Below are 17135 nucleotides of genomic sequence, written 5' to 3' on the forward strand. Positions count from 1 at the left end.
ATGAAACATCATTTTAGTATACTTATAGCACTAATCTATTTCGCAGCCACAGGATGTCACAACAACACAAATACTGGAAACAGCATAGTTGGTGCACAAGATGACAACGACTCCTTGCTCACTATCGTCCAGCAACAAACCTTCCAATACTTTTGGGAAGGCGCTGAGCCTACTTCTGGTTTAGCGCGAGAGCGCATCCATATCGATGGCGAATACCCACAGAACGACGAAGATGTGGTTACTATAGGCGGCAGTGGCTTCGGGTTAATGGCTGTCCTTGTGGGCATACACAACAACTTTATCACAGCAGAACAAGGCGAAGAACGGTTAATGAGAGCGTTGCATTTCTTAGATTCTGTTGAGCGTTTCCAAGGTGTTTGGTCGCACTGGTATTACGGGCCTACCGGAAAGCCAAAAGCCTTTAGCAAAAACGATGATGGAGGAGACATTGTCGAAACAGCCTTTATGGCACAAGCACTTATTGCTATCCGGGAATTTTATAAAGATGGTACAGAAAACCAAAAACAGATAGCCAAAAAAGCAGATGAGCTATGGAAGGGCATCAACTGGGACTTCTACCGGAATGGCAAAGATGTGCTATACTGGCATTGGAGCCCGAACTATGGCTGGGGTATGAACCATGCAATCCAAGGGTTTGATGAATGTATGATTGCCTATATTCTGGCGGCTTCCTCACCCACACATCCTATCCCTGCAGACACCTACCATAAAGGTTGGGCAAGAGATGGTGCCATTCGTTCCGATGTAAAAAAATACGATATTCCTACCTTGCTGAAGCACAATGCTAAAGAAGGTGAAGTAGGCCCTTTATTCTGGGCACATTACTCTTTCCTCGGTCTCAACCCCAAAGGACTTAGTGATCAGTATGCTAATTATGAGGATGTCGTCACCAATCATACAAAAATTAATATTGCCTACGCAGATAAGAATCCCCAAAATTTTAAGGGTTATGGTGGTGTTAAAGGTTGGGGTTGGACAGCAAGCTATTCAACCAATGGGTATAATGCACACCATCCGGATAATGACCCGACTGGTGTCATCTCACCTACCGCAGCCTTATCGTCTATGCCGTACACACCGAAAGAAAGCATCAGTTTCATGCATTACCTCAAGGACAGTATAGGTGACAAGGTCTGGGGAAAATATGGCTTTTATGATGCCTATAGCGAAACGGAGGATTGGTTTCCACAACGTTATCTCGCCATTGATCAGGGGCCGATTGTAGTGATGATACAAAACTACAAAGACAGCTTTATCTGGGAATTATTTATGAACGCACCGGATGTACAGGAGGGATTGAAAAAATTGAACTTTTCAAGTCCTTATATAAAATAGATCCCTATAAAGAAAACTCGTTTTGCATTATGAAACAGCAGGCATCCTAATTATCATTCTGGGCTTGTGGGGATGATGCAACATTGAAGCGACATGTTTATCCTTGACAATTTCAGGCTGAGTTTGTCTAGCCTTTTTCACAAAACAACGGGATAGGAGATTTGCTGGACACATGGGCTCTTCCGTTAGAACAGCTAGCCAGTACAATGCAAACGCTAGCGTCTACAGCAAAAGCCCTACCTTTTGCGTTCGAAAAGTTAGCGTGTAGAGCTAAAACGCTAACGTTTTTAATAGAACAACTACCTTTTCTGTTGAAAACACTAGGGAGTAGGTCCCAAACGCTAACGGTCGCAAAAGAAACATTACCTTCTCTATCCGAAAAGCTAGAGCGCCTGTTTCAAAAGCTACCTTATAGAAGATAAACGCTACCTTTTTTGTCAGACACGCTAGCGTGTCTGACAAAAAAGGTAGCGTTTGCAACAGAAACTCTAGAGTTTGTTTATTGATATTTTAAGCTGTTATTCAAGCTAAAAACAGTGTTTAATACAGATTAAACCCTGTTTTTCACCTTAATAATGCTCTCTAAAACCACCTAAAAAATTGTAAAATCGTGCCAAAAGATTTTTTCGATATGCTGAATTTTGGCACATATTTACAATTTTTGGCCGTTTTTCCAGCCCATCTTTGTGATAGTTAATTAAATATTTGTTTTACTTAAATGTCAAAAAAATGGCAAAACCAAATTTTAAAAGCACTGACGCAGCCGGGATGCTGCGCTATGCAGAGAGCATCTTATTAAAGATGACACAGAATGTAGATCTTTTTGCAAACCCTGTACCTGATCTACCCACGTTCGAAAGCCTGTTGAACACGTATCGGGATGCTTATGCCGAAGCGAATTTCAGGGACAAGCGGGCGGTGATCATCAAAGGGAAGGCCGGCAGGGAATTGCAGGAAGCTATCTACAGATTATCCCAGTATGTGGATTCCATCGCAAAGGGAGACACCGAGCTGATCGTGGCTGCGGGGTTCATCCCGAGCAGTCCTAGCACCAACCGTATCGGCAGGACACCACAGGCAGAAAATCTACGTATTGAGAATGTACAAGTGGGCACAGGCAAGCTCCGTGCTCGTGTCAAGGCTTGGAAACATGCGCGTCTCTACAGATACGAGTACCGTGTGAAAGGAACGGAAGAGTGGACTTCCATTCTCCATACCAAGTCGGTGCTGGAAATCCGTGATCTTGAAATGATGCAGTTTTACGAATTCAGAGCAACGTACATCGGCACGGATACTGAACCGAACTACAGCGATATCATTACAGCTATTGCCGTATGATCCAAAGAAGGGGAAAGTCGCGCAATGGCTCTCCCCTTAATTAAAAATTCATTATTTTAACCCATTGTGCATTTTAAATAATGTTTATTTTTAAATTGTTGATATTTTCCTCAAAACTTCCAATGTTCTTTCGTAATTTGCAGATAAGCTGTTCATTCTAAATCGTTTTGTAATTAAAACAACAAGCTGATTATCAGTACAATAAACAAATTATTTTATCCTTTTTTCTCTAAATCATAATGCACAACGGGTAAAGAAAAGAAAAACTTAATACGGTCTGAACAAGCAATTAGCTAAAAAAGCTGTCATCCGAAGTTTATCTTTGGATGACAGCTTTTTTTATTTATTCTTTTATCAGCGATCTATCCAAATGCACATAACCGCCGTCAACATAGACCAATTGACCAGTGGTATGGCTGGATTTATCAGACAACAAAAATACCGCTGTATTAGCAATTTCCTCTGCTGTGGTCATCCTGTTTTCTAAGGGAATACGATCCGTTATCTTCTTTAAAGTTTCCTCAGGGTTATCCAATGTCTGTATCCAGGAATCATATTGCGGTGTAGCACATTCCGCAACCACAATAGCATTGACACGGATACTATATGGCAGCAATTCTACGGCCCACTCTCTTGTCAAAGCGTTACGTCCTCCATTAGAAGCTGCATAGGCAGAAGTATTCCCCTGCCCTGTCTCCCCGGTTTTGGAGGAAATATTGACAATACTTCCCTTAGAAGCTTTCAAAGCATCCAGCGCATGATGCGCCATCAGGTAATAATGAATAAGGTTCTTATGCAAAGAAGCGACAAATCCTTCATAGCTACCGGAAGCCAATCCTACACCATCGTTCTGTCCAGCATTGTTTACCAAACCATCAATACGTCCAAAAGTATCCAAAGCTTTCTGGATAGCCTGTTTACAATCCTCCGGTTTGGATAGTTCTGCTTCAACAGCTATGGCTTTACCCCCCAACTCTTCTACTTCAGCCTTAACCAGATTATTGTCTGCCTGTTTACGACCAACAATAACAGGTATTGCACCTTCCTTCGCTAAAGCCAGCACGATTGCCCGACCGATACCTTTCGCACCGCCCGTAACCACCACAACCTTATCTTTTAAATTTAAATCCATGTTTTTGTGCGTATGGAGATATGAGTACAGAGATGTGAGATTATCTATCGTCTCATATCTATTGTCTAACATCTATTATCTAATATTATAAAACTCAACCGCATTTCCGCCCCATAATGCTTCTTTTTCCGCTGTAGAAAAATCCATTGTCAAGCTTTTAACAATATGTATCCCGTCTTCATAGCTACCGGCCAATAAACATACCGGCCAATCAGAACCGAACATAATTCTATCCTTTCCGAAACAAGCTATAGCATGATGGATATAACGCGTAAAATCTTCGATTTTCCATGCTTTCCAATCCGCTTCGGTCATTAATCCCGAAATCTTACACCATACATTCGGATAAGCTGCTAATTTTTCAATAAAAGCAGCCCATTCATCATACTCACCTGTCCGAATAGATGGCTTAGCCATGTGATCCAGCACAAATTTTTGATTTGGGTTTTCCGCCACACAGGCTAAAGTTGCTTGATAATGCCGAGGACGTATCAACAAATCATACGTATAACCGTAGGAGGTCAACAACTTCAAACCTCGTTGAAAGGATGGACGCATTAAGAAATCAGCATCTTCCTCACCTTCCACGATATGCCGAAAGCCCTTAATCAAAGGATATTGGCTAAAATGTTGCAAATGCTCGGCAATCTGCTCCGATTGTAAATCCACCCACCCCACAATGCCCTTAATCATGGCATACATGGTCGATAAATCCAACAAAAATTGGGTTTCCTGATGTGATTGGTCTGCTTGTACAGCAATCACACCATCCAAAGCATTAGTCTTCAACAGAGGAGCCAAATCAGTTGGCATGAAGTTATGACGTATGGCAAGCATATCATCATTAATCCATGCATCGCGCACAGGGTCAAATATCCAAAAATGTTGATGAGCGTCTATTCCCATTTTTTAGTATTGAGTAGTGAGTATTACGTATTGAGTAATCTTTGCTCTTGCTTCTTTATTCTTTTGTCTTTAGCCCTTCGCCCAAGCGACAACCTCTTGACGAGATTCACCCAGATAATCTGCACCAAGTTCTACCACATCCCCCTCTTGTAGATAAATAGGTGGGTTAAAGCCCAAACCTACTCCTGCTGGAGTCCCGGTCGAAATCACATCCCCTGGAAGCAAAGTCATGAACTGGGATACATACGAAATAATGAAAGGTACGCTGAAAATCAGATTGCTGGTATTACCATCCTGATACATTTTTCCGTTCACTTTCAACCATAAACGCACATTATTAATATCCGGAATTTCATCTGCCGTAGTAACATAAGGCCCCATCGGTGCGAACGTATCACAGCCTTTACCTTTATCCCAGGTACCGCCACGCTCAATCTGGAATTCACGCTCCGAAACATCGTTGTGCAAGACATACCCTGCCACATAATCCAATGCGTCATTTTCTTCTACATAAGTTGCTTTCTTACCGATAACGATACCAAATTCCACTTCCCAATCTGTTTTTTTAGAGTTTTTCGGGATAACAATCGTATCATTCGGTCCAACTAACGAAGTTGTCGACTTCATGAAAATAATAGGCTCGGCCGGAATAGCTGCACCTGTTTCTTCCGCATGGTCTCTATAGTTCAATCCAATGCACACAATCTTCGACGGGCGAGCAAATGGCGCACCCAACCGTGTCCCGGCAGGCACTTCGATAAGCTTTCCAACATTTGCCTTTACGAACTCTTCCAAACGGGCCAATCCATTCTCTGCAAAAAATTGCTCATTGTAGTCTCCACCAAAAGCAGAAACGTCATAGTTTATACCATTAATCTGTACACCGATTTTCTCCTTACCGGCTTCACCAAAACGTATTAATTTCATATTTTATATTCCTCCACTAACCCCTCCAAAGGAGGGGAATTAATTTATAGTTTGTTATTTTTTATACTTCCACGCTCAATCTCCTCCCCTTTGGGGAGGTCGGGAGGGGACTTAATTATTCAACTTAATGAACCCGCCATCAATCGGATAGTCATTGCCTGTGATAAACCCAGCATCATCCGAACATAGGAACAATGCTAATTTAGCAATCTCTTCAGGTTTTGCCATACGCCCAATAGGTTGTGATTTCGAAAGCTTTTCGAACATTTCGGCTTCTTGTCCGGGATAGTTTTTAGAAATAAATCCATCCACAAATGGCGTATGTACCCGCGCAGGGGAAATACTATTGGAACGGATGTTATCTGCCATATAATCGCGTGCTAAGGACATGCTCATCGCATAAATAGCACCTTTGCTCATCGAATAAGCAAAACGATCCGTGATTCCCACAACAGCAGCAATTGATGCTAAATTCAATATCGCGCCTCCTCCATTGGCTTTCATCACCGGGACAACGGCAGACAAGGCATTATAAGCCCCTTTTACATTCACATTAAATACGCGATCGAAATCTTCCGGAGCACATTTTTCCAGATTACCTACATGAGCAATTCCAGCATTATTCACCAAAATATCTACTTTGCCGATATCTTGTACAATAGCGACCACATCCGCTTGATTAGCCACATTACAAGCGTGAACTTTAGCCTTTCCTCCCGCCTCTTCGATAGCCGAAACTACAGGCTGTGCGCCTTCTGCATTTAGATCTAATATGTGTACGAAAGCCCCTTCAGCCGCAAAAAGCTCTGAAATAGCTTTTCCGATTCCACTTCCGCCACCGGTTACAATGGCTACTTTATTCGCTAATTTTGACATTTTATTTAACAGTTAATTTCAATACTAAATCATTTTCATCAGTTACATTTTCCGGAATCTGAACGACCAACAAATCTTTTTCTAGCTGGTGGTAAGTCAATTTCTTTCCTCCGTCAAATGTTGTAGCTGAAGATATTTTGAATTTTACTTCTGGAATGATAACGGTCTTCATCTCTTTATTCAGTATATGCAAGTATACCGTATTTCCTTTTTTTGTTAAGGCATAATCATCGGTAGGCTTCACGAAGCCGCCTTCAGTTCCGTATATACTTTCACCGTACACCTTCAACCATTCGCCTAATTGACGAAGCCTATCCTGCTGATAATCTTGAATTTCCCCATTTGGCATAGGGCCGACATTCAACAAAAGATTCGAACCATAGCCTGCCGCTTTTACAAGATAGGACAATACTTCCTTAAAAGATTTCTGCTTGCGGTCTTTGATATCAAAACCCCATGAACCAGCTATCGTGCCACAGACTTCCTTCGGTAATCCGCCCACATGCGCTGCATCCGTACCATAACCTGTAACATTCTCTCCCGGCAAATCACGTTCAAACATCTGGAAATCCTCTCCTTCTTTTGGAGCCAAATGGTGGTTATTCCCAATCAAACATTGTGGTTGCAAACGATGTATCAAACTATATATCTCATCATAGCGCCAATCTGCATCAGGTTTATCCCAATCGCCATCAAACCAGATACCGTCTATACGGCCGTAGTTGGTCAGCAACTCGGTCAATTGATCTTTCATAAACTGAATATAACGCCCCCAATCTGCTTTACTTTCATCACGTCCTGCGATTCCACGACCTGTTCTGCCATACGGCAAGTAATCATCACGTTTCCAATCTAACAAGGAATAATAGAACATGACTTTAATACCCTCTGCCCGACAAGCTTCTACCAACTCTTTTACGATGTCCTTTTTGAAAGGTGTCGCTTGCACCACATTATAGTCGGAAGCTTTGGAATCCCACATAGCAAAACTGTCGTGATGTCTTGTCGTGAAGGTAATATATTGTGCTCCTGACGATTTAAACAAGGAGGCCCACTTTTTAGCATCGAAATCTATCGGATTAAAGAATTTAGGCAAAAGCGCGTATTCCGCTAGCCCCATATTCTGATTATTCATCACCCATTCTCCATCTCCCATTACACTATAAACACCCCAATGAATGAAAACACCTAACTTTGCCTGGTCAAACCAAGCTCGGTTTTCCAAATTTTCAGCTGTAGGTACATAAGGGGATTGCGCCTTCAGCGAAAAAACAGAACAAAGTAAGAGTATTATATATATTTCTTTTTTCATTTTCCAAATTATTTACAATGACACACCTCGGCGCCAAGGGATGAAATCATCCTGTCCTAAACGAACTGATTTTGGAACAATCTCACCACTTGCCACTTGAATAACATATTCCAGAATACGATGAGCTGCCTCTTCTATCGTTTCCTCTCCATCGATGATCGTACCGCAATTGATGTCAATAATATCTGGCATTTTCTCAAAAGTCTTCGTATTGGTAGACAATTTGATAACTGGGGTTACCGGGTTACCAGTTGGTGTTCCCAAACCTGTTGTAAACAAGACGATATTGGCTCCTGCAGCCACTTCTGCTGTTGTACTCTCCACATCATTTCCAGGCGTACATAATAGGTTTAGCCCTGGCCCATTAGCCAATTCTGGATAATCTATCACAGCTGCTACAGGGGAAGTACCGCCTTTTTTGGCTGCTCCTGCCGATTTAATGGCATCCGTAATTAATCCATCGCGAATATTACCCGGAGAAGGGTTCATATAAAAACCCGATCCATCGGCTTCCGCTTTGGCATTATACGTCTTCATCAGGTGCATGAATTTTTCCGCAGTAGCTTCATCGATACAACGATCACTTAACTTTTGCTCCACACCGCACAATTCCGGAAATTCAGCTAAGATGACCGAACCACCCAAAGTCACCAACATATCCGACAGATAACCTAAGGCAGGGTTGGCAGAAATACCTGAAAACCCATCAGACCCCCCGCATTCCAAACCTATACAAAGCTTGTCCAAAGTAGCAGGTTGGCGCGTCAAAGCATTCGCCTGTGTCAAACCAGCAAATGTGGCTTTAATCGCTTTTTGCATCAATTCTTGTTCTGTGCCTTCAAACTGTTGTTCGAAGATATAAAGCGGTTTATCAAAATTCGGATCTCTTTTTGCTATCTCATTCCTAAGAATAGATGCTTGTGCATGTTGACATCCCAAACTTAAAACGGTAGCGCCTGCCACATTCGGATGGGCAATATAACCGGCCAATAAGCCGCACAAAGCATCAGAGTCCATACGCGTACCTCCGCAGCCCATATCATGATTCAAGAACTTCACACCGTCCACATTCGGGAACAAACGTTTCTGCTGTTTGTTCGCTTTCGCTGACGACAGGTCTACCCCCATCAATTCATCGATGGAAGCGCCGTCCTGATATTTAGCGATCAGCACATCAACCTCATCCGAATAGTCCTTGGACTCTACCTGATAGCCCAACTTCTCCTCTAATGCGGATTTTAAAGTCAGTACATTTCTATTTTCACAGAATACCAATGGAATAACCAACCAATGATTAGCCGTTCCAACTGTTCCGTTGCTACGGTGAAAACCGTTGAATGTGCGACCCACAAAAGCGAATACATCAGGTTTCACCCAATCCAGTTTGCGATTTCCCAATTTAAAATCATCCGATGCATGACGTAGATTTTCTGTAGTAATCAGCACACCTTCTGCCACAGCATCGTTCATCCTGCCAACTAATACACCGTACATCAGTATATCGGCATCTTTTTCCAATGGCCAAATCGTAAATTTATGTTTCGCAGCAACCGCATCTCTCAATGCAAACTGTTTCCCCTCAAATTCAACCACAAATCCCTGTGGCAAATCACGCAAAGCCACCAAGACATTATCTTTCGGGTGAATCTGTAAATATGATAATCGTTCTCTTCTCATGTTGATTATAATGCAAATATTTTATCCATCAATACCCATTTTTCGCCAGGTTTAGCTCCCGGCACAGCCTGTTGATATTTCCACATCAACGCTTCCCATTCTTGCACTTTCGGATTAGCCGCATCCATCTCACCTTTCTTCTCAAAGCTAAAGTCATCACTTACCTCCATCAACATAAACAACCGATTACCAAATCGGTATATTTCCATATTTTGAATACCAGCTCCAGTTATGGAAGCATGAATCTCTGGCCATATTTCTTGGTGATAAGCTTCATATTCTGCTATCAAGGTTGCATCGTCCACCAAATCCAACGCTAATGCGTATCTTTTCATATTTCAGATATTAGTATTTTAGATGTGAGATATTAGATTTAATTTCTATCCTTATTCTTTTATCTTGATTCCTTTATTACTCCATGCAAACAGCAGCACAATCACAAAGCTTAACAACGGAACAAAGTAGGACAGCTGCATATTATCTGTCATATCCGTTATCCAGCTAGCTAAAGGTGGGATTGCTGCCCCGCCGACGATTGACATAACAATTAAGCTGGAAGCTGATTTGGTGTCCGCACCAGTCCCTTCCAATCCCATCGCAAAAATGGTAGGGAACATGATGGACATAAAGAATGCGATAGCCACCAATGCATATAAAGTCACCATCCCCTCACCATATACAACGACAAGACAAAGCAATGCGGCAACGACACTATATATTGCCAACAACTTATAAGGCGCTATGTAACGCATAAAAAACGTCCCGACAAAACGGCCTACCATAAAAGCAAGACCTGCCGCTCCGGCATAATATTTTGCTTGCTGTCCCGCCATTTGCAAAACCTCTTCTGCAAAAACCAACAGGAAGCTCAACACATAAACCTGTGCCCCTACATAAAAAAACTGAGCAATAACTCCCCATACCACATTTTTATGTCGTAAAGCTTTTAATAAACCACCAGATTTACCTTCCTCTGCATTCTCATCCTTGATATCAGGAAGTTTGGTAAATACAAAAAGTAATACCAATACCAAAATGGCAACACCAAGAACGATATACGGTCCTTTTACCAAGGAAGTCTCGGCCTGCACATAGGCCAAACGTGCCTGTTCCGTCATTGTCGCCAGTTCATCTTGCGATTTAGGCTCTTCCGCCAAAATCACATATCCTCCAACAATGGGTGCTAGAAAAGCTGCCAAACCATTAAAAGATTGCGCAAAATTAAGGCGTTGCGTAGCTTTATCCGGATCGCCCAGTACCGTTACATAAGGATTAGCTGCTGTTTCCAGGATTGCCAATCCACAGGAAAGTACAAATAGAGCGACCAGAAAAAACACATAACTAACTGTGTCCGCAGCTGGTACAAACAGGAAACAGCCTAAGGCAAATAAAGATAAACCGACAATAATCCCTGTTTTATAGCCATATTTTTTCATTAACATCCCGGCTGGTATAGCCATCACCAAATAAGCTATAAACACGGACGAATCTACCAACGAGGCTTGAAAATGGGAAAGACTAAAGGCACTACGAAGGTGCTTAATCAAAATCGGATCTAGGTTATGGATAAATCCCCAAAAGAAAAATAGGGAAGTTATCAGAATAATAGCGACTGTGTAGTTTTGTTGTTGCCTCATACAGGATTACATTTGGATATGTAAAGCTAAAGCATTCCAATCACATTGTATTAAATTATTTTATCAAAAAAATAAATTATTTTACCTTTTTAATTATAAATTTACACTAAATCAGTGCATATATTTGATATATTCGGGATAATATTATTCTCCACCACATGCGTATTCACAAACTCGTCCATACTCCACAGGAAAAAACAGTAGCATTATCGGTTCGTCATGACCAAAAACCACAAAATCATAATATCTGGCACTATCATGATGAGCTGGAATTTATACACATAAATCGTGGTAGCGGAAGTTGCTTTGTTGGTGATAGCATACAACATTTTACTTCAGGAGATATTTTCCTTATAGGTTCGAACACACCCCACTACTGGCTTTTTGATGACGAATATCTTCAGGAAAACAGTTATGTGATAGCTGATATACGAGTGGTACATTTTCTTCCGGATTTTTGCAGCAACGACTTGCTGCAACTTGATGAAACCAAGCATATCCGCAAAGTTTATGAAACGGCCAGACGAGGTATGCTATTTCATGCCCCTGCCCCCTATCTCTTACAATTTTTCGACAACATTGGTTCCCAGAAGCCCTTAAATCGATTTGTTTCTCTGTTAACCGTTTTAGATACAATATATACCACACAGCAATATCGTCTCTTAGCAAGCTCTAATTATGCCAATCTTCAGCATACCGAAGACTATCAGCGTATGAATAAGGTATTGGAATATATCCGACTGCATTATCGGGCAACGATTAAACTACAATATGTGGCGCATCAGGCGGGGATGACAACAAACTCTTTCTGTCGGTATTTTAAGCAAAAAATGGGAAAGACACTCATTCAGCTGGTGCATGAATTGCGTATAGCTCATGCCTGCAAACTCTTGGAAAACAACCATCTTTCCATTAAAGAGATTTGTTTTGAATGTGGCTTCCAAAACTTTGTCAGCTTTCATAAGAGCTTTAAACAGATCGTAGGCATCCCCCCCAACAGCTATAGGCTGTCCAAGAAATAATAGCACTCTCTTTTACCGTACAATGCAGAACGAACAATTAAGGCTAGCTAAAAAATCTGTTCGATTGGAAAAGGTAATTAACGAAAATATTTTAACCTTTATAAAAGGAAATTTAACGGAAACCATCTTTTTATACATCATGACCATCTCCTTTTCTCCAACACAACGAAGCAAGTTTCACAACGCAACTCGTTGTTATTTTTAATGCAACTCGTTGATACCTCAAATACACCTTAGCACTCAATTCCGTAAGAAAGTCATTTTTCAAATAAGGCCTCTTTTAGACGATTTGAGCACACATAGCACGATATGGCCCCAAACAGCACAAAGAAGTGTTTAACCCTTGGTTAACTCCCCCATGAGATTGCATAAATACATCATGGAGCAACGATCGGTTATTTTTTGGCATTAATCATTTTATTGACTCGCCACATGAGAAAAACACACAACAGCATAATGACGACCATTACATAACCTAAAGTATCAAAATGTTTTAAAGGACTAGTCGCATCTGCCTTTACTACAATGAAACCTGCGAATATAGCACCTAGACCTCCTGCCAGTTGCTGCAAGGAGGAATTGACACTCATGTATGCCCCTCTATCTTCCGCTTCCGGGACGGCAGAATTGAGTGCTTGGGACGGAACCATCCGGCTCATTATCCCCACAAACATCAAAATATTGATAATAACCACTTTCCACAAAGGTGTAGGGCCTAAATTCGTTGAAATAATCACCATAACACAGGCTATTACAGTCCCAATAACAAATAAATTCAGCTTATCAAACCTATCGCTTAATCGACCGATTAAAGGCATGATAAAGACTGAAGCAATACCACTCCACATGAATATAATTGGGACATCCTCAATATTTATTTTCACATTATTAACATAAAAATCACTACTGAAAGGAGCTATCATGAAACCGCCCATGGAGAGGAGCATAATAGCAACAAATCCAGTTCTATAATCCTTTCGCTTAATCGTATGCCATAGATGTAAGATGGGACTTTTATTATTCCGAAATTTCAAATGTTCAGTGACGGGCTTCAATTTGAACACTACCGCAATTCCGATAAACAGGGACAAAATCACAAGTGCGAAAAATGTAGAGTGCCAGCCCCAATGTGTAGCCATCCATAATCCCAAAGGAATACCCAATATCTGACTTGCGGCAAAAGACATCTGAATTAATCCCATCACCTTTCCCCGTTGTTCCAAAACGAACAAGTCCGTCACTATAGCCATGGAAATAGAACCAATAACTCCTCCAAATATACCTGTGAAAATGCGAGCAGCAAGCAAAGTAACATAAGTATCTGCCAAGGCACAGAAAAGCGTACCGATAACAAAGCCTGTATAGAAAAATAACAATAATTTTTTACGATCGTACTTATCTGCAAAGCCAGCTGCCAGAAATCCTGATAAACATGCACTTATAGCATAAGCCGAAACAACAGAACCAAATTCTTGAGTGCTAAGATTCATGGTACTCATCAGGATATTTCCCAATGGAGACAAAACCATAAAGTCTAATACAACAGTAAAAAATATAAGGGCTAAAATAGCAATAACAAACTTTTGATAAGATGTAAATGGGGCTACTGTCGATGTTTTCAATGTCTTCAAATTTGAAGGTGTAAAGTTATTTATTTTTCGCTTATTCTGTAAAAGATGTATACTTTATTGAAGTCGTCAGAACAAACCCATCATTGGCGAGGTGTCGAAGCAGTGCCAATAGGACGACTGTTTGTTCTGAAAGCATTTTTTATGGTGTTTTAGTTTATCCTGTTGAAGTCGGGATGCACTATTGTGTATTCCAAAACAAAAGTTTACATTTGCCTATATAAATGGCAATGATGTCTGCCTTTAACCGCCCAAGAAGCTGATGACGTCTACTTTATTTTGAATATTTCAAAACGTAATTTTTATTGCATAAAGTAAGATGAAATCAGCGAACAACAATGTATCTTTTCTATTCAAATGGTTTTGCACCATTTTATTTGTTTCAGCCGTGGTCGGTTCTGTTTCTGCTCTGTTTTTGGTATTACTAAATGCCGTCACAAGTTTTCGGGAATCTCATATCTGGGTTATTGCTCTACTCCCCTTTGCCGGTATATTTATCGTATGGCTCTATCAAAAATATGGCGGTACGGCAAACAAAGGCAATAACTTGATCCTGGAGGAGTATTATCATCCAAAAAAACGAATGCCTCTCCGAATGTCGCCTTTCATTATACTGACGACCTTGATAACCCATCTTTTCGGAGGATCTGCCGGGCGTGAGGGAACAGCCGTGCAATACGGTGCTTCCATAGCAGATCAGTTCTCCCGTTTCTTCAACTTTACGAAAGCAGAAAGAAGAATCTTACTAATGTGCGGAATGGCAGCAGGATTTGCCTCCTTATTTGGCACACCTTGGGCAGGAGCAATATTTGGCATGGAGGTCGTTCGGTTGGGAAAGCGGCGATGGAAAGGTATAATCCCCATCCTATTGACGGCACATCTTTCATCCGTAGTCTGTTCTTTATATGGTGATTTACATACGCATTATCCCCATGTTGAAGTACCACCGGCTTTTTCCTGGGCAACTTGGGGCTGGATAGTCGTTGTTGGTGTCATCTGTGGATTAGTAGCTATCCTGTTTCATTTATGTGGCAAATGGTTTTCCACGGCATTTCGTAAAATCAAATGGACATTATTGCGTCCATTTATTGGAGGTGTGATCATCGCACTAGGAGTTTATTTATCAGGTTCAACCAAATATATCGGCTTAGGAATCCCGACCATCCTCGAAGCCTTTGAACAGCAGCTTCCTACATATGACTTTCTTATCAAAGTCTTGTTAACCACCTTAACCTTAAGTGCAGGCTTCAAGGGGGGTGAGGTAACACCGTTATTCTTTATTGGCGCAACTTTGGGTAATGCTTTGTTCCTGTTCATCCCTCTGCCTTTAGTGCTATTAGCTGCTTTGGGATTCATCGCCGTTTTCTCAGGATGCACCAAAACACCTGTAGCCTGTTGCATCATGGGAATGGAGCTGTTTGGTCCGCAGGCTGTATTATGGTTTGCTACAGCTTGTTTGGTTAGTTATTGGGTGTCGGGAAGATTTGGTATCTATAATAGTCAACGCAACCGCAGGCTGAGGTTTTTATAAAGCAAAAACGGAGCTTTAAGCTCCGTTTCCATTATATTTCTGTATTTACCACTTTGGATTTTGTTCCAATTTAGGGTTTTTGGCGATTTCCGATATTGGTAATGGCCATAGATAATCCCGATCCGGATCAAATTTCCGTAAAGAGGAAGCCTGTAAGATAATATAATTTTTGTCATTCACAGGTGTATCTTCAGCCCATTTTTGACCTTCTGCTGTCAGATATTCGCTGAACAGATAACTTCCATAAAGTGTTTTAGGCAACTCAATTTCAGCCGTTTTCCAACGCAACAAATCCCAATACGCAAAGCCTTCAAAAGAGAGTTCTACTTTTCTCTCCCGTCTGATCTCGTCACGCATATTCAAGCCATTTGTAGTAACGAAAGCATTGGTCAATTTTGGCAATGAAACAAATTGAGGATTGCTTGAAGTTCCGATATTAACCTGCGGTAAGCGTTCCCGAATTAAATTAATAGTTTTGTCCAAATCCGTATCAGAAATAGTCTCGTCCAACTCGTAAACAGCCTCTGCATAGTTCAATAAAACTTCCGCATAACGAATAATGGGTTTATCCACATAAGATGCTTGCAAAGCCCAGAACTCTTTATTTGCATACTTTCGAATACCGTATCCACTTCGTTGTAAAGATGGATTAGGAATAGTATAATCACTACTAGAAATAAATTCATCACCTCTTTTGAACAGTGTGAAGCTCATTCTTGGGTCTTTTTTCTCAAAATATTCCGCATGTGTCATGGTCTCATTCGGCTCTTGGTACAACGGAGATTTTGAAGTTGGCAAACCGTCTGCCATTAAATAATAATCTACAAAATTTTGAGTAGGAACAACCGTATTTCCTTCATAATACCGCTGTACAGGAGTAGAGATTATACTGTTTTCCCTACTTAAGCCATACACTTTGACTACGATGTTTTCTTTATTGGCTCTACCATCACCTGCTTCCTGAAATAAATTGAAGTAAGCATCATTTTGTGTTTCGCCGTGTTCTCCTGCAGCAGCTCTGCTAAAAAGGGCATGTTGTCCTGATGAAATTACCGATTCCGCAGCTTCCTTAGCCAAAGTTAGATGTGCTCTATAGTCGCCATATTGGTGGAATTTCATTCGTGTACCCTCAAACAAAGCTACTCTGGATTTAAATGCTTCCGCACCTGTTTTGGAGATACGACCATACTCCTTTGCCGCATTTAATTCATCTGCCGAGCGAAGGACACTAATTGCGAAATCCAAGTCTTCATAAATCAACTTAAGTACTTCATCACGGCTTGATCTTGGGAGAAAAATATCCGGATCGTCTACGCTCATCGTTTTCGTTATCAAAGGCACACCTCCGAAACGTTTCAGCATTTCAAAATAATAAAACGCCCTAAAGAAACGAGCCTCACCAACATACCAGTTCACTTGTGTGGCATCTGCACCTTTATTAATAACCTCCGGTCCTTTTTCAATGACCTTATTCGCCTGGTAAATATTATAGTAGTTGTAATCGGTACTTTCAGCCGGAGCGCTTCGTGAACCATCACTAATAGGGTTTCCGTTTGTATTCGGATATGCATCAGTTGACCAATTGTCTTGCGACACATCACCACTGGTAAGTCCCGGCAAAGTGGTATAGAAAAAGTTAGCTGCCAAACGCATATCAGCTGCTGAATTCCAAAAATTAGCATCACTCACTGTTGTTTCCGGTATCTCTTCAATATCACAGGATACAACACTGCCCAAGGACAGGCTGGCTAATAACATATAAAATATTCTTGTTTTCATAATTATGTTCTCCA

General features: G+C 41.1%; 14 protein-coding genes and 1 riboswitch. Of the genes, 4 read left to right on the forward strand and 10 right to left on the reverse strand.

The annotated features are described in order from the left end of the window. Both BM375_RS01750 and BM375_RS01760 read left to right on the forward strand, forming a co-directional pair. Entirely contained in the window at positions 1-1356 is a 1356-nt protein-coding gene (locus BM375_RS01750) for a glucoamylase family protein (protein WP_093363430.1), read from the forward strand. Between the two features lie 729 nt (positions 1357-2085). Then, positions 2086-2694: a hypothetical protein gene (locus BM375_RS01760; RefSeq protein WP_093363432.1), complete on the forward strand. Its 609-nt coding sequence runs from the start codon at positions 2086-2088 to the stop codon at positions 2692-2694. Between the two features lie 343 nt (positions 2695-3037). Here the strand turns inward: BM375_RS01760 and BM375_RS01765 are convergent, their stop codons facing one another. The 8 genes from BM375_RS01765 to fucP all read right to left on the reverse strand — a co-directional run bounded on the left by BM375_RS01765 (position 3038) and on the right by fucP (position 11161). Further along, positions 3038-3826 (reverse strand): L-fucose dehydrogenase, encoded by a 789-nt coding sequence (locus BM375_RS01765; RefSeq protein ID WP_093363571.1) that lies wholly within the window; start codon positions 3824-3826, stop codon positions 3038-3040. Positions 3827-3901: 75 nt separating this feature from the next. Further along, positions 3902-4732, reverse strand: coding sequence for an amidohydrolase family protein (locus tag BM375_RS01770; protein ID WP_093363433.1), 831 nt, complete (start codon positions 4730-4732; stop codon positions 3902-3904). Between the two features lie 69 nt (positions 4733-4801). Continuing rightward, positions 4802-5659: a fumarylacetoacetate hydrolase family protein gene (locus BM375_RS01775; protein WP_093363434.1), complete on the reverse strand. Its 858-nt coding sequence runs from the start codon at positions 5657-5659 to the stop codon at positions 4802-4804. A 111-nt stretch (positions 5660-5770) separates the two neighbouring features. Beyond that, positions 5771-6535, reverse strand: coding sequence for an SDR family NAD(P)-dependent oxidoreductase (locus BM375_RS01780; protein ID WP_093363435.1), 765 nt, complete (start codon positions 6533-6535; stop codon positions 5771-5773). 1 nt (position 6536) lies between these two features. Next, positions 6537-7847 carry an alpha-L-fucosidase gene (locus BM375_RS01785; protein ID WP_093363436.1) on the reverse strand — a complete coding sequence of 437 codons (1311 nt, stop codon included), beginning with the start codon at positions 7845-7847 and terminating at the stop codon, positions 6537-6539. A 12-nt stretch (positions 7848-7859) separates the two neighbouring features. After that, positions 7860-9524, reverse strand: a complete 1665-nt coding sequence (locus BM375_RS01790) for a UxaA family hydrolase (RefSeq protein ID WP_093363437.1) — start codon at positions 9522-9524, stop codon at positions 7860-7862. A 5-nt stretch (positions 9525-9529) separates the two neighbouring features. Further along, the gene (locus BM375_RS01795; RefSeq protein WP_093363438.1) at positions 9530-9859 is read right to left on the reverse strand and encodes an L-rhamnose mutarotase; all 330 of its coding nucleotides are present in this window, start codon (positions 9857-9859) and stop codon (positions 9530-9532) included. Between the two features lie 51 nt (positions 9860-9910). After that, positions 9911-11161: an L-fucose:H+ symporter permease gene (gene fucP, locus BM375_RS01800; protein ID WP_093363439.1), complete on the reverse strand. Its 1251-nt coding sequence runs from the start codon at positions 11159-11161 to the stop codon at positions 9911-9913. Between the two features lie 158 nt (positions 11162-11319). Between fucP and BM375_RS01805 the strand changes: the two genes are divergently transcribed. Beyond that, positions 11320-12183 carry an AraC family transcriptional regulator gene (locus BM375_RS01805; RefSeq protein ID WP_093363440.1) on the forward strand — a complete coding sequence of 288 codons (864 nt, stop codon included), beginning with the start codon at positions 11320-11322 and terminating at the stop codon, positions 12181-12183. 395 nt (positions 12184-12578) lie between these two features. Here BM375_RS01805 and BM375_RS01810 read toward each other — a convergent pair whose 3' ends face one another. Continuing rightward, positions 12579-13814, reverse strand: coding sequence for an MFS transporter (locus BM375_RS01810; RefSeq protein WP_244525793.1), 1236 nt, complete (start codon positions 13812-13814; stop codon positions 12579-12581). A 214-nt stretch (positions 13815-14028) separates the two neighbouring features. After that, a riboswitch (Fluoride riboswitch) is annotated at positions 14029-14090 on the forward strand. A 40-nt stretch (positions 14091-14130) separates the two neighbouring features. Between BM375_RS01810 and BM375_RS01815 the strand changes: the two genes are divergently transcribed. After that, entirely contained in the window at positions 14131-15342 is a 1212-nt protein-coding gene (locus BM375_RS01815) for a chloride channel protein (protein ID WP_093363441.1), read from the forward strand. A gap of 45 nt (positions 15343-15387) precedes the next feature. On the opposite strand, the gene BM375_RS01820 is transcribed toward BM375_RS01815, so the two are convergent. Further along, positions 15388-17121 (reverse strand): RagB/SusD family nutrient uptake outer membrane protein, encoded by a 1734-nt coding sequence (locus BM375_RS01820; RefSeq protein WP_093363442.1) that lies wholly within the window; start codon positions 17119-17121, stop codon positions 15388-15390. Between the last annotated feature and the right edge of the window lie 14 nt (positions 17122-17135).

It is taken from the genome of Sphingobacterium wenxiniae, assembly GCF_900116225.1.
In the GTDB taxonomy this organism is placed as follows: domain Bacteria; phylum Bacteroidota; class Bacteroidia; order Sphingobacteriales; family Sphingobacteriaceae; genus Sphingobacterium; species Sphingobacterium wenxiniae.

Coding starts and splice junctions, on each gene's coding strand:
- BM375_RS01750 (WP_093363430.1), top strand. CDS start 1: ATGAAACATCATTTTAGTATACTTATAGCACTAATCTATTTCGCAGCC.
- BM375_RS01760 (WP_093363432.1), top strand. CDS start 2,086: ATGGCAAAACCAAATTTTAAAAGCACTGACGCAGCCGGGATGCTGCGC.
- BM375_RS01765 (WP_093363571.1), bottom strand. CDS start 3,826: ATGGATTTAAATTTAAAAGATAAGGTTGTGGTGGTTACGGGCGGTGCG.
- BM375_RS01770 (WP_093363433.1), bottom strand. CDS start 4,732: ATGGGAATAGACGCTCATCAACATTTTTGGATATTTGACCCTGTGCGC.
- BM375_RS01775 (WP_093363434.1), bottom strand. CDS start 5,659: ATGAAATTAATACGTTTTGGTGAAGCCGGTAAGGAGAAAATCGGTGTA.
- BM375_RS01780 (WP_093363435.1), bottom strand. CDS start 6,535: ATGTCAAAATTAGCGAATAAAGTAGCCATTGTAACCGGTGGCGGAAGT.
- BM375_RS01785 (WP_093363436.1), bottom strand. CDS start 7,847: ATGAAAAAAGAAATATATATAATACTCTTACTTTGTTCTGTTTTTTCG.
- BM375_RS01790 (WP_093363437.1), bottom strand. CDS start 9,524: ATGAGAAGAGAACGATTATCATATTTACAGATTCACCCGAAAGATAAT.
- BM375_RS01795 (WP_093363438.1), bottom strand. CDS start 9,859: ATGAAAAGATACGCATTAGCGTTGGATTTGGTGGACGATGCAACCTTG.
- fucP (WP_093363439.1), bottom strand. CDS start 11,161: ATGAGGCAACAACAAAACTACACAGTCGCTATTATTCTGATAACTTCC.
- BM375_RS01805 (WP_093363440.1), top strand. CDS start 11,320: ATGCGTATTCACAAACTCGTCCATACTCCACAGGAAAAAACAGTAGCA.
- BM375_RS01815 (WP_093363441.1), top strand. CDS start 14,131: ATGAAATCAGCGAACAACAATGTATCTTTTCTATTCAAATGGTTTTGC.
- BM375_RS01820 (WP_093363442.1), bottom strand. CDS start 17,121: ATGAAAACAAGAATATTTTATATGTTATTAGCCAGCCTGTCCTTGGGC.